We start from the raw sequence: 12,666 nt of genomic DNA on the forward strand, positions 1-12,666 counted from the left end.
TTTTAATTTTTATTTAAATTACTGTTATAATATTTTAAAGGGATGCAAATATAGGAATTTAATATTCAATATTTCAAACCTAATTCATTAAAATTTAAGATTATAAAGGTTTATTTTAGCGCTTTGTGTTAAAACTATTAATGGATTTTTCAAAGACTTTAATTCGTTGGTACTCAGTTAATAAGAGAAGTCTTCCCTGGCGCCAAACAAAAGACCCATATCATATATGGTTGTCTGAAATTATTTTACAGCAAACACAGGTTAAACAAGGGTTGCCTTATTACGAGGCGTTTTTAAAAGAATTTCCTTCTGTATCCCAGTTGGCCAATGCCGATGAAAGTAAAGTACTAAAGCTTTGGCAAGGTTTAGGGTATTATTCTAGAGCAAGAAACCTACACACTACAGCTAAGTATGTGGCTAATGAATTAAATAATGAGTTCCCTAAAACCTATAAGGGGTTGTTAAAGCTAAAAGGTGTTGGCGATTATACTGCAAGTGCAATCGCTTCAATTTGTTTTAACGAAGAAACTGCTGTGGTCGATGGAAATGTGTTTAGGGTTTTATCGAGATATTATGGTATAGATACACCAATTAATTCCACCAAAGGGATAAAGGCGTTTAAGTCTTTAGCTCAAGAGTTGATAGATAAAAAACGCCCGGCCGATTTCAATCAAGCTATTATGGAATTTGGGGCTATGCAGTGCAAGCCTAAAAATCCAGATTGTGAAGTTTGTCCGTTTAATAGTTCTTGCGTAGCTAATAGTGAAAATAGAATAGGAGAATTGCCAGTAAAGATTAAGGCAGCCAAGGTAAAAAATAAATATTTCAACTTTTTGGTCTTTATTTCTGAAGATGGAAAAACAATTTTAGAACAAAGAGAAGGTAAAGGTATTTGGCAAAACCTTTATCAGTTTCCTTTAATTGAAACCAAAAGTGAAATAGGTTATAATGGTATTAAGGAACACTTACGTAATCATGAACTTGTAAAAGATATTCCGTTCGAATTATCTCTTTATAACGAGAAAATAATTGTGCACAAATTATCTCATCAGCATTTATACACTAAATTTTGGATAGTAAATCTAAGTAGTCTCAAAAATAAAGGTGTTCTTGTGACTGAAATACATCAATATCCAGTACCAATATTAATTGGTAATTTTATCGAATCATTTTTTTTATTAATTTTAAAAAAGAGTTACAATTAAGTAATTTTGTATTCACATTGTAAACATAAATTATGTCGGGAACATTAAATAAGGTGATGCTGATAGGGCATTTAGGAGATGAAGTAAAAATGCATTATTTTGAAGGTGGTGGATGTGTTGGAAGATTTCCTTTGGCAACAAACGAAACCTACACCAACAGGCAGACAAATGAAAGAATATCAAATACAGAGTGGCATAATATTGTTGTTAGGAACAAAGGAGCCGAAATTTGTGAAAAGTATTTAAGCAAAGGCGATAAGGTGTATATTGAGGGGCGTTTAAAAACACGCAAATGGCTTGATGATAAAGGTAATGAACGTTATAGTACAGAAATTCAATGCACAGATTTCACTTTTTTAACCACTAAAAAAGAAAGTGGCCAGAATTCACAGGTTTCGGTAAGTCCTCAAGAACCTGTTGCTAATCAAAACCAACAGGTTGATCAACCAAAGCAAGACGATAACGATGACCTGCCATTTTAACTTTAGAGAATTCCCAAACAAAGGGCTTTTGTATAACTTAAACCAAAGCATTTGGACCCTGACCCCGCGAGTTTAATTTTTTTGGCTACAATCGATATGTCGATTGTTTCTAGTTTTGCACTATTGCTAGTGCTTTTGATATGTTCGGCATTAATCTCTGGAGCAGAGGTCGCCTTTTTTTCGTTAACCAAAAATGATATAGAAGCCGGTTTTGAAGAAGAATCTAAACGCCTCCAGATTATATCTACACTTTTAGAAAAGCCAAAGAAATTATTAGCTACAATTTTGGTAGCTAATAATTTCATAAACATTGCTACGGTTATCTTGTTCGCCTATTTAGGTGATTTTATGTTTGGCGGTATCGAAAACCCAAAAGTTAAGTTTGTTGTAGAGGTTGTCGTCATAACATTTCTCATACTATTATTTGGGGAAATTCTACCAAAAATATACGCCAGTAGAAATAATGTGAAGTTTGCCATTTTTATGGCTTACCCACTAAAAGTTTTAGATGTTGTTTTTTCTCCTATTAGTCTGCCTATGCGTAGTGTAACCTTAGCTATTCATAACAAACTAGGTAGGCGTAAATCTAACTTAAGTGTAGATCAATTATCTCAGGCGTTAGAGCTTACCAGTGAAGAGGATACTACCAAGGAAGAACATAAAATTTTACAGGGAATTGTTTCCTTTGGGAATACCGATACCAAACAGGTTATGAGGCCTCGTATAGATATTTTTGCCTTAAATATCGAGCAGAAGTATGCTGAGATTATGCCAGATATTATCGATAATGGTTATTCCAGAATTCCAGTATATGAAGATAATATTGATCAAATAAAAGGAATTCTTTACGTAAAAGATTTACTTCCGCACATTAATAAAAAACAATTTAACTGGGTTAAACTGATTAGGGAACCATTTTTTGTTCCAGAGAATAAAAAGTTGGACGATTTAATGGCGGAATTTCAAGAAAAGAAGGTTCACCTAGCTGTTGTGGTCGATGAGTATGGTGGTACCTCAGGGTTAATTTCTTTAGAAGATATTATTGAAGAAATTGTTGGTGACATTAGTGATGAGTTTGATGATGAGGATTTACAGTACTCTAAATTAGATGATAACAATTATGTTTTTGAAGGTAAAACCGCTCTGAAGGATATTTACAGGATTACGAAGATTGAAGATGAAGACTTTTTTGAGGAGAATAAAGGAGAGGCCGAAACTATTGCAGGTTTTGTATTAGAAATCTCAGGAAGTTTTCCTAAGTTAAATAGTAAAATAAATTTCAAAAATTACGTTTTTACAATTGAGGCTTTAGATAAAAAGCGGATTAAACTTGTAAAATTTACAATCACTTAATGAGACGTTTTCAATTCATTCTTATAGTTGTTTTATGTGTGGCATGTGGTGAAGATTACAAGCCAAAACCAAAGGCGTTTTTAAATCTTCAATACCCTGAAGCGCAATATATCAGCGTAGATATTGATGTTCCTTTCTCTTTTGAAACTAATATATTGGCCAATAAAGTTTTTACCAAGCAAATGAATGCAGCCACAGAGAGTTATGGTATTAATATTGAATATCCGGCGTTAAAGGGGACCGTCTTTTTAACTTATAAAGCGGTAGAGGATAATGAAAAGAACTTAGAGGATTTTATTAGAGATGCCCAAAAATTTACTTTAGAGCACACAAAAAAAGCTGATGAGATACCTGTAACGCCCTATGAGAATACCAATAAAAAAGTATATGGAACGCTCTCTGAAGTAAAGGGTAATGTAGCATCGCCGTTACAGTTTTATGTTACCGATAGTGTGAATCATTTTTTAGTAGGCTCGTTGTACTTTAATGCCAGGCCCAATTACGATTCCATTTTGCCAGCGGCAAATTATATTAAAAAGGATATCGTACATCTTATGGAATCTATATCTTGGGAATAAAAAAGCTCCTCAATAGAGAAGCTTTCCAGTAAAAGAGATATTTATAGGTTTTTAAGCCTCTTTCATAGCGCAAGCTTTTTTACAGCTCTCTGAGCAGGCTTTCATGTCTTCAGCATTTTTGTTAGCGCAGTTCTTTTTGCATTCTGCAGAGCACTTTTTGTCTGAAGAAGAGAATGCATCTACAGTCTTCATGTCGGTTACCTTATAAATGTCTGCAACACCAGTAACAGTTTCCTCTAAAGAAGCAGGAGTAACTTTTGCGTCGTTATATTCAACCATAGCTAACTTCTCACCAAAGTCAACTTTAGCAGACTTAACGCCTTCCATTTTAGCGATTTTCTTTTCAATGGTTTTTGCGCAACCCATTTCGCAAGTCATCCCCTCAATGGTGAATTCGGCCTTTGCGTAATTTGCATTTGGGTCTATTTCTGAAGCACTATCAGAAGCTGTTTCTACAGTTTTTACTTCAGGTTTAGCTTCGTTTTTACAACTAACAGTAAATAATGTAATAAGAGCAACGGCTAGTATGCATTTAAATGGTTTCATAATTATGGTATTCTTTTAAGATTAAATCAAAATTAAAAATAAGTGTATTAGGGTGGTTTCAGCTTAAGAAATAATTAACACCTTCACACTCGGTAAAATTAGTAAATAAAGCTGTTTTATTGGATTAAAAAGCTGAATTTTGTGAAACAATAGCATGCAGATGAAGTCAATTCACCCTAAATGGATATATCTTATTATACTTTCCTTGATTTGGGGTAGTTCTTTCATACTTATAAAAAAGGGGTTGTTAGGTCTTACGCCCATGCAATTAGGAGCAGTTAGAATCATCTTTACAGGGGCTTTCCTTTTTATTATTGGGTTTAAAAAAATTAAGGGAATAAAAACTGCTATAGCATGGAAAGGTATTGTTCTTACAGGGTTTTTGGGGACTTTTTTTCCTTCGTTTTTATTTGCCTATGCAGAGACTGAAATAGATAGTGCCATTGCTTCTATTTTAAATTCTTTAGTGCCCTTAAACACCATTATGATTGGTTTTATTGTCTTTAAAATAAAGTCTACTAAAAGACAGGTTTTGGGAGTTCTTATTGGGTTAATGGGAACAATTTTGCTTATTATGAATGGTGCTTCATTAAATCCCAATCAAAATTATTTTTATGCTTTTTTAGTTATTATTTCAACCTTTATGTATGCTGCAAGTACAAATATTGTAAAACATTATTTGCAAAATGTAAACCCTTTAGCCATTGCCGTCGGTAATTTTACCATTATTATAATTCCAGCAATTATAGTTTTGTTTTTTACGGGATTTTTTAAGGTTGAAACTTTCGAAAATGAACAGTTAAGACCTGCGCTTTTGTATATGTTACTCTTATCGCTTTTCGGAACTGCAGTTGCAAAGGTTTTGTTTAATAAGCTAATACAGGCTTCTACTCCAGTTTTTGCGTCTTCGGTTGCTTATTTAATGCCATTAGTGGCTGTGTTTTGGGGGCTTTTAGATGGAGAGCGTTTTGGTTTTTGGCAAGGTGTAGCCACAATAATTATTCTTTTTGGGGTGTATTTAGCCAATAAAAAAAGAGGTCAAACTTCTTAATTATCGTTGTCTAAATTATTAATTCTCGATTTTTTTTCCGAAATTTAAGAACATAGTAGCCTTTAAATGAGGAAACTGGTACTGAAAATAATTGCTGCCCCTTGAACTTATTAGTATTTTTTATCAGGCAAGGTTACGTGTAATTATTAACTAAATTAAGTATCAGCTCATGAAAAATTTATCACTTCCCATTAGGTTTGGTATAGTTACTAGTGCCGTTTTAATAGCTTATTTTTTAATTCTCGCATTGTTTGATAAACACGTAAATCCTGCATTTAGTTTTTTTAATGCCTTTATAACGGGTTTTGGAGTTTATGAAGCTGTTAAATTGAATAAGCTGCATTTAATGGAATCTTTTTCATATACCGAAGGTTTTAAAACAGGTATAATAACTGGCTTTGTTGCTACACTTTTATTTACAGTTTTCTTTTTGCTGTATGCAACTGAGGTTAACCCCAGATTTTTAGGGTTGCTTATGGAGACTTTTAATGGCAGGTTTAATGTTGATATTGGCATGGTAGTCTTTATTGTTGCTGTTATGGGCTTGGCTACAACTGTTGTAGCGACACTAACCGTAATGCAGCTTTTTAAGAATAGTAGAAATATTCCGCAAAATTCCTAAAACGTTTGTAGTTTAATTAATTAGCAGTATATTTGCACCCGCCTTTGGGGATTCAAAGGTGTTGTTCAATAAACTTAATTAATAAAAACGTTACGCTATGTACGCAATTGTAGAGATAGCAGGGCATCAATTTAAAGTTGAAAAAGACCAAAAAGTTTTTGTTAACCGTTTACAAACAGAAGAAGGAAAGAAAGTAGCTTTCGATAACGTTCTTTTAGTTGCAGATGGTGACAATGTAACTGTTGGCGCCCCGGCTATAGACGGCGCTCAAGTTGGAGCAAAAGTCGTTAAGCACCTTAAAGGTGATAAAGTAATCGTCTTCAAAAAGAAAAGACGTAAAGGTTACCGTGTAAAAAATGGTCACCGTCAAGCTTTAACAGAAATAGTAATTGACAGTATTGTTGCTTCAGGAGCTAAAAAAGCTGCTCCAGCTAAAGAAGTTAAAAAAGAGGCACCAAAAGCCGAAGCTAAACCCGCTGAAGCTACTCAAGATTTAAGTAAATTAACTGTAGCTGAATTAAAAGAATTAGCTAAAGCTAAAGGAATCGCTGGAATTTCTTCAATGAAAAAAGCCGATTTAATTGCTGCATTAAGTTAGTCTAACAATATAAAATCGAAATAAAATGGCACATAAAAAAGGAGTCGGAAGTTCGAAAAACGGTAGAGAATCAGAATCGAAACGCTTAGGTGTTAAGATTTTTGGTGGTCAAGCTGCAATTGCAGGTAATATTATCGTAAGACAAAGAGGAAATACACACCACCCAGGTGAGAACGTATATTCTTCAAAAGATCATACATTACATGCCAAAGTAGATGGTATCGTAAAATTCACTAAAAAGAAAGACAATAAATCTTACGTTTCTATAGTTCCATTCGAGGCATAGAAAGATTTAGCGTTAGAATATAAAAAAACCCTTTCCATTCGGAAAGGGTTTTTTTGTACTTACAACTTTAGTATGTTTCCAAAGGTTGTACTTAATGTTAAGACAATTTAAATACGGTGTTTTTTCCTATTTGTTTATAACATTATCTTAAAACTTAATTAATGTGAGTGGAGAGGTGGTTTTGTTATTTCGCTTGATATAACTAACAATTAAATTAATCATGAAAAAACAATACGTGTTTTCACTTTTTACCCTACTGTTTTCTTTTGTGGTATTAGCGCAAAATGGAAATGTTCAGGGGACTATTATTGACGATAAAGGACTCTCTGTTCCTTTTGCAAATGTTCTAATAGAATCCTTAGATAGAGGTGTTGTCTCAGACGCCGACGGAAATTTTTTATTTATCGACGTACCATCAGGTAAGCAAACTATTAAAGTTATGTATATCGGCTATTCCGATAGCGAGGTAGAGGTACAAGTAAATTCTGGGGAGACTGTAAATGTTAAAATCATTATTGAAACGAAAGCCTTAGAATTAGATGGGGTAGTAATTAATGGTTACAATAGTGGTCAAGCGAAAGCTTTAAATGCACAAAAGAACAAACAAAACATAACCAATGTCGTTTCTACAGATCAAATTGGTAAATTCCCAGATGCTAATATCGGTGATGCGGTAAAACGTATTCCAGGTATTACTATGCAGGTAGATCAAGGGGAAGCTCGTAACATTATTGTTCGTGGTTTAGCACCTCAATTAAACTCGGTAACTTTAAACGGAAGTCGTATTCCTTCCGCCGAAGGCGATAACCGAAATATACAAATGGATCTTATTCCTGCCGATATGATACAATTGATAGAGGTAAATAAAGCCGTTACACCTGATATGGATGGTGATGCACTTGGAGGTTCTGTTAATTTAGTAACTAGAACATCGCCAAATGGATTTAGGGTAGCTGCCACCGCTGGTTCTGGAGTAAATTTTATTACGAACAAACGCATTGTTAATGGTTCTCTCTTGATGGGAGACAGAACTAATAATGGAAAATTTGGTTACATGTTTTCTGCTTCTTTTAATGATACCGATTTTGGTTCAGATAATGTAGAGGCTGAATGGGTAAACGAGGCTGAGAGCCCTCTTACTGGAGACGATATAGAGGTTAATCCTTTTGTTGAAGAATCAGATATCAGAACTTATTTGGTGCAGCGAGTAAGAAGAAGTTTTTCCGCTAATTTCGATTACGCCTTTAACCCAAATAATAAACTGTATTTGAAAACCATGTACAACTGGAGAGACGATAGGGAGAACCGTTTCAGGTTACGCTACCGCTCCATTGAACCTATTTTTGAAGATGGTACAGAAACTATCACAGGTTTTCAGGGCGAAATAAGAAGACAAACCAAAGGTGGTATTGATAATGACAGAAATCAAAACACCCGTTTAGAAGATCAACGTATGCAAAACTATACATTTGGTGGTGAGCATTTATTTGGTAAAGTTAAATTTGACTGGATGGGGTCTTACGCAAGTGCCTCCGAGGAGCGTTTAAACGAGCGTTATATTGAGTATGAATTAGAGGAAACTGTAGATGGCGACCCAATACCTTTTAGTGCAGATTTTTCGAATACCAGATTCCCTGTAATTGTTCCTGAAAATTCCAGCGATGCACTTTTAAGCAGATACAGCTTAAAGGAAATTACAGAAGAAAATCAGTTTACAGAAGAGAAGGACTGGAATTTCTTTGCAAATTTGCAAATACCATTATCTCTTGTAAAAGAGCAAGAAGGTTTTATTAAAGTTGGTGGTCGATTACGTTTTAAAGAAAAAGATAGAGATAATAACTTTTTTGAGTTTTCACCAGAGACCAGCAATTTCGATAATTTGGCATTATTACCATTGGTTGATAAAACAGATGCAGATTTCTTAGCAGGAAGTCAATATGTTGCCGGTGCTTATGTTGATCCAGAGTATTTAGGAAGTTTAGATTTTCAGAATTCAAACTTATTTGAGAGTGAATCTATTGTCGATGAGTTTTTATCAGGTAATTATCTTGTAAAGGAAGATGTATATGCGGGTTACGCTATGCTTAATCAGCAATTATCTGATAAGTTATCTGTTTTAGCCGGTGTACGTGTAGAGAATACAGAAATTGAAACCACTGGAAACCTTGTGGTTTTTGATGAAGATGGTGATTTCGACCCAAATGCATCTGGCGAAATTAAAGATGACAACTCTTATGTTAATGTCTTACCCGGGGTGCACTTTAAATACAATGTTACAGATAATACCGTATTGCGCTTTGCATGGACAAATACCTTAGCAAGACCAAATTACATTGATTTAGTACCATTTAGAAATGTAGTAAGAGAAGATGAAGAGGTAAGCATTGGTAACCCAGAATTAAGCGCTACCAAATCTATGAACTTTGATCTTATGGCCGAACATTATTTTAAAAGTGTTGGTTTAATATCTGGTGGTATATTCCATAAAAGTATTGAAGATTTTATTTATACCTCACAGTTCACAGATAGCTCTACTGGTTTTGATGCGTTTCAACCTCAAAATGGTGATGATGCTTCAATCACAGGTGTAGAGGTGTCTTTTCAGCGCCAGTTAGATTTCCTTCCTGGGTTTGCTAAAAATTTCAGTATATTCTTGAACTACACCTATTTAACCTCTAGTGCCGATGGTATAAGAAATGAAGATGGAGACGAACGCACCGATTTAGATTTACCAGGAACAGCACCAAATATGTTTAACGGTTCGCTTTCTTATGGTGGTAAGAAATTAAATATACGCTTGTCATTAAACTTCTCTGATGCATACATTGATGAAATTGGAGGAAATGCTTTTGAAGACAGATATTACGATGAACAATTGTTTTTAGATTTAAATGCATCCTATGCATTTAGTGATAATTTACGTTTGTATGTAGATTTGAATAATATTACAGATCAGCCTTTAAGATATTTCCAAGGTGTGAAAAGTAGAACTATGCAAATGGAATACTATAGCCAGAGATTGTCTGTTGGTTTAAAGTATGATTTATTCAAGAGAAAGAACTAAAATATATATGCAAAAAAATATATTTTTTATAGTTGGATTAATGATGGTGTCATGTGCGAAAACGTTGCCGGTAATTACCCCCGATGTAATAACCGAAAAGACATTACATGATACCGATGATCCTGCTATATGGATAAACCCAAACGATGCTTCTAAAAGCATCGTTTTTGGTACAGATAAAAATACTGAAGGCGCTATCTATGCATTCGATTTAGAAGGCAAAATAATTGAAGAGAAAACCATCAGAAACCTAAAAAGACCAAATAATATTGATTTAGAATATGGGTTTCGATTAAACGATTCTACATTGGTTGATGTATTGGCATTTACAGAAAGGGAACGTCAGCAAATACGATTGTTTTCAGTTCCAGACATGAAACCTTTAGATAATAGTGGTTTTAAAGTATTTGAAGATGCTAACATGCCCGATGCAAATTTACCAATGGGTATTGCTTTGTATAAATCTGAAAGTACAAACAAGTTTTATGCAATTATTGGCAGAAAAACAGGTCCTAAAACAGACTATCTGTATCAATATGAGCTATTTTCAGATAGTTTGGGCGTACATGCCAATTTGGTGAGAAAGTTTGGTGAATTTAGTGGTGAAAAAGAAATTGAAGCCATTGCCGTAGACAATAATAAGGGGATTGTTTATTATTCAGATGAGGGATATTGTATACGGAAATACCATGCTGAGCCCTCTATGGGGAATAAAGAAATTTATTGTTTTGGCGGTGAATACTTTAAAGAGGATATAGAAGGAATAGCCATAGCAAATTATGAATATGGTTCTTTTTTAATTGTGTCTAATCAACAGGCTGGAACCTTCAATATTTTCGATGTAGAAACGAATGCTTTTATAAAAGAGATTAACCTGGGAACCTCAGAAACTGATGGCTGTGATGTTACAACACGCCCTCTAGGGGATAAATTTCCTAATGGGTTATTTGTTAGTATGAATAACGATAAAACATTCTTTTTCCATGATTTAAAGAAACTCAATTTAATAGAGTAATTTAATTTTTGACACATCTGAAAAGCCCTTTTCTGTTATGGAAGAGGGTTTTTTATTTGCTAAATGGTTTTGTTCCCTTATAGTAAGTTCAAAAAAATTATTGGAACTCTAATATGTCTCGTACTATTTTTAGGTGATGATGAGTATGAAGGTCTAAAAACCTAAGCGTCTGTTTTTTTGAAAGTGTACCAAAGATTAAGTGTTTAAAATGGTTTGTGTCCTGTAGCTGTTCTATACCCTCTAAAAGGTCTTTCGCCTTAAGCAATTGTTTTAGTAAATCTTGTTTTAATATAGTTTCTGGAGGCAACACCACTTTTGGTGATTTTGCTTTTCCTCTCGGAATGAAATTTAATCCAAAAAGAATCATTCTACTTAAGTTGAAGTTTCTTTTGTATTCCTGAGGATTTGATTTTGACATGGTTTTTATGACGCCGTTTATTACCTTCAAACAATGGTCTAGTTGCCAGCCTACGGAAACCTTGGAAACAGATTTATTAATGACTTCAAATTTGGGGATATATTCTTCCATTTGGGATAAGTGGATGCGTAATTTTTCAATTTTAGTATCGGTCATGCATAAATTTAGGAATATAATTTCAAAATAATTTATTAACTTTAAAGTATTGCATGTGCAATTTGGAATATGTTGGACTTAAAAATTTATGCTTATGCTACCATTTAGATCAGAAATACGGAATTCTCCAACCCAAGCAACAATAAAGATATTTTTAGGAGATGTCGCTTTAGATGAGCGTATTAAAAAACACTTAGAACATTTTAATGAAATAGATGCTATTGAGATAAGGAAGAGTGTAGAGCGCAATAGAGTAGGTGAGAATCTCACAGTTTTTTTAAAGGAAAATGTAGATATCAACAAAATGAAATCTTCAATAGATTCCAGTCTTTGGTGGTATTTTGAAAGAGAATACGAACCTAAGGATGTTTAACTAATCATTTCATATAAATACTTTTTTCTGGCAAGAATTTAGATTAGCTGAGCACGAAATTTTATTTGTAGTCGTTAAGGATTTATGTATAAATCTTTAACGATATTTTTTTTTGCCTTTTTATTTTGGCTTGTAAATCTTCACAAAAAGAAACGCCATAATTTTAGCTTGTGTGAGTAAAAGTTATTTTAAGCCTTACCTAAAACAAACTAAAGCCAATCCTTTAGTATGGTCAACAGGATTGATGTCCCCAGAAGCGTATACTTTAAAATGGGCTATTGATGGTTGGTTGAAGAATGAAACTGATTTGGAAATTAGGGAGCGAGCGGCCCAAGCCTATCACAAATATCAAAAATGTGGTATAAACGGAGCGAGAAGGTTATTAGTTACTGGGTATTAAAACCAGCTAAATCTAAATACACCATAATGTCGTTAAGACATTTATCGAGTTCTTCCTTTATGTCTTTATCCCAAAATCTAAAAATAGTAAAGCCTAAGTCGAATAGTTCCTGATTCACTTCCTTGTCTCGTTGCATATTGCGTTCAATTTTAGGAGTCCAAAAATCGCGATTCGTTTTTATTTTTGATTTTCGTTCCTGCCAATTGTATCCATGCCAATACTCGCCGTCAATGAATATAGCCAATTTGTATTTCTTTATAGATACATCAGGTCTTCCAGGTAGTGATTTAGAGTCTACGCGATAACGAACACCTTTAGCCCATAAAGCACTTCGGAATAACATTTCGGGTTTTGTGTTTTTACCCCTAATCCTGCTCATTATTTTGGAGCGTTTTTTTGTGGTATAAAAACCTGAGGCCTCGTTAAACCGAGGAACTTTTATTTTGGCATGTCCATAATTTGTTGACATGCTTAAAGATAATGATTATACAGAATAAAAAACCCCGAGCATAGTAGCTC

General features: G+C 33.9%; 15 protein-coding genes. 12 read left to right on the forward strand and 3 right to left on the reverse strand.

Annotated features, from left to right (window positions below; all coding sequences use genetic code 11):
* Positions 1-140: 140 nt before the first annotated feature.
* Genes mutY through gldD form a run of 4 tightly spaced genes read left to right on the forward strand, consistent with a single transcriptional unit; the run spans position 141 to position 3,618 of the window.
* Entirely contained in the window at positions 141-1,205 is a 1,065-nt protein-coding gene (gene mutY, locus M0214_RS07410) for an A/G-specific adenine glycosylase (protein WP_248724832.1), read from the forward strand.
* Between the two features lie 32 nt (positions 1,206-1,237).
* The gene (locus M0214_RS07415) at positions 1,238-1,687 is read left to right on the forward strand and encodes a single-stranded DNA-binding protein (protein WP_248724833.1); all 450 of its coding nucleotides are present in this window, start codon (positions 1,238-1,240) and stop codon (positions 1,685-1,687) included.
* 51 nt (positions 1,688-1,738) lie between these two features.
* Positions 1,739-3,040, forward strand: coding sequence for a gliding motility-associated protein GldE (locus M0214_RS07420; RefSeq protein ID WP_248724834.1), 1,302 nt, complete (start codon positions 1,739-1,741; stop codon positions 3,038-3,040).
* A complete protein-coding gene (gene gldD, locus M0214_RS07425) occupies positions 3,040-3,618 on the forward strand; it encodes a gliding motility lipoprotein GldD (RefSeq protein WP_248724835.1) in 579 nt (192 codons plus the stop codon). Before M0214_RS07420 ends, gldD begins: the two co-directional genes overlap by 1 nt.
* A gap of 51 nt (positions 3,619-3,669) precedes the next feature.
* Here gldD and M0214_RS07430 read toward each other — a convergent pair whose 3' ends face one another.
* Complete coding sequence (locus M0214_RS07430; RefSeq protein ID WP_248724836.1) at positions 3,670-4,164, reverse strand: heavy-metal-associated domain-containing protein; 495 nt, start codon at positions 4,162-4,164, stop codon at positions 3,670-3,672.
* Positions 4,165-4,324: 160 nt separating this feature from the next.
* Between M0214_RS07430 and M0214_RS07435 the strand changes: the two genes are divergently transcribed.
* From M0214_RS07435 to M0214_RS07460, 6 genes are all read left to right on the forward strand, one after another.
* Positions 4,325-5,215, forward strand: a complete 891-nt coding sequence (locus tag M0214_RS07435; protein ID WP_248724837.1) for a DMT family transporter — start codon at positions 4,325-4,327, stop codon at positions 5,213-5,215.
* A 169-nt stretch (positions 5,216-5,384) separates the two neighbouring features.
* A complete protein-coding gene (locus M0214_RS07440) occupies positions 5,385-5,837 on the forward strand; it encodes a DUF4199 domain-containing protein (RefSeq protein WP_248724838.1) in 453 nt (150 codons plus the stop codon).
* Between the two features lie 97 nt (positions 5,838-5,934).
* Complete coding sequence (gene rplU, locus M0214_RS07445) at positions 5,935-6,435, forward strand: 50S ribosomal protein L21 (RefSeq protein ID WP_248724839.1); 501 nt, start codon at positions 5,935-5,937, stop codon at positions 6,433-6,435.
* A gap of 25 nt (positions 6,436-6,460) precedes the next feature.
* Entirely contained in the window at positions 6,461-6,721 is a 261-nt protein-coding gene (gene rpmA, locus M0214_RS07450; RefSeq protein WP_148545509.1) for a 50S ribosomal protein L27, read from the forward strand.
* Positions 6,722-6,941: 220 nt separating this feature from the next.
* Positions 6,942-9,785, forward strand: coding sequence for a TonB-dependent receptor (locus M0214_RS07455; protein WP_248724840.1), 2,844 nt, complete (start codon positions 6,942-6,944; stop codon positions 9,783-9,785).
* A gap of 7 nt (positions 9,786-9,792) precedes the next feature.
* Positions 9,793-10,800, forward strand: a complete 1,008-nt coding sequence (locus tag M0214_RS07460; RefSeq protein WP_248724841.1) for a phytase — start codon at positions 9,793-9,795, stop codon at positions 10,798-10,800.
* Positions 10,801-10,897: 97 nt separating this feature from the next.
* Here M0214_RS07460 and M0214_RS07465 read toward each other — a convergent pair whose 3' ends face one another.
* Positions 10,898-11,374, reverse strand: a complete 477-nt coding sequence (locus M0214_RS07465) for a DUF1569 domain-containing protein (RefSeq protein ID WP_248724842.1) — start codon at positions 11,372-11,374, stop codon at positions 10,898-10,900.
* A 94-nt stretch (positions 11,375-11,468) separates the two neighbouring features.
* Here M0214_RS07465 and M0214_RS07470 point away from each other — a divergent pair, with 94 nt between their 5' ends.
* Positions 11,469-11,747 (forward strand): hypothetical protein, encoded by a 279-nt coding sequence (locus M0214_RS07470; RefSeq protein ID WP_248724843.1) that lies wholly within the window; start codon positions 11,469-11,471, stop codon positions 11,745-11,747.
* A 172-nt stretch (positions 11,748-11,919) separates the two neighbouring features.
* A complete protein-coding gene (locus tag M0214_RS07475; RefSeq protein ID WP_248724844.1) occupies positions 11,920-12,147 on the forward strand; it encodes a hypothetical protein in 228 nt (75 codons plus the stop codon).
* Here the strand turns inward: M0214_RS07475 and M0214_RS07480 are convergent.
* Positions 12,134-12,616 carry a very short patch repair endonuclease gene (locus M0214_RS07480; protein ID WP_256467958.1) on the reverse strand — a complete coding sequence of 161 codons (483 nt, stop codon included), beginning with the start codon at positions 12,614-12,616 and terminating at the stop codon, positions 12,134-12,136. The genes M0214_RS07475 and M0214_RS07480 overlap by 14 nt on opposite strands.
* Positions 12,617-12,666 lie beyond the last annotated feature (50 nt).

Origin of the sequence: Seonamhaeicola sp. ML3 (assembly GCF_023273855.1) — a bacterium.
GTDB lineage: Bacteria > Bacteroidota > Bacteroidia > Flavobacteriales > Flavobacteriaceae > Seonamhaeicola.

Coding starts and splice junctions, on each gene's coding strand:
- mutY (WP_248724832.1), top strand. CDS start 141: ATGGATTTTTCAAAGACTTTAATTCGTTGGTACTCAGTTAATAAGAGA.
- M0214_RS07415 (WP_248724833.1), top strand. CDS start 1,238: ATGTCGGGAACATTAAATAAGGTGATGCTGATAGGGCATTTAGGAGAT.
- gldD (WP_248724835.1), top strand. CDS start 3,040: ATGAGACGTTTTCAATTCATTCTTATAGTTGTTTTATGTGTGGCATGT.
- M0214_RS07430 (WP_248724836.1), bottom strand. CDS start 4,164: ATGAAACCATTTAAATGCATACTAGCCGTTGCTCTTATTACATTATTT.
- M0214_RS07435 (WP_248724837.1), top strand. CDS start 4,325: ATGAAGTCAATTCACCCTAAATGGATATATCTTATTATACTTTCCTTG.
- M0214_RS07440 (WP_248724838.1), top strand. CDS start 5,385: ATGAAAAATTTATCACTTCCCATTAGGTTTGGTATAGTTACTAGTGCC.
- rplU (WP_248724839.1), top strand. CDS start 5,935: ATGTACGCAATTGTAGAGATAGCAGGGCATCAATTTAAAGTTGAAAAA.
- rpmA (WP_148545509.1), top strand. CDS start 6,461: ATGGCACATAAAAAAGGAGTCGGAAGTTCGAAAAACGGTAGAGAATCA.
- M0214_RS07455 (WP_248724840.1), top strand. CDS start 6,942: ATGAAAAAACAATACGTGTTTTCACTTTTTACCCTACTGTTTTCTTTT.
- M0214_RS07460 (WP_248724841.1), top strand. CDS start 9,793: ATGCAAAAAAATATATTTTTTATAGTTGGATTAATGATGGTGTCATGT.
- M0214_RS07465 (WP_248724842.1), bottom strand. CDS start 11,374: ATGACCGATACTAAAATTGAAAAATTACGCATCCACTTATCCCAAATG.
- M0214_RS07470 (WP_248724843.1), top strand. CDS start 11,469: ATGCTACCATTTAGATCAGAAATACGGAATTCTCCAACCCAAGCAACA.
- M0214_RS07480 (WP_256467958.1), bottom strand. CDS start 12,616: ATGTCAACAAATTATGGACATGCCAAAATAAAAGTTCCTCGGTTTAAC.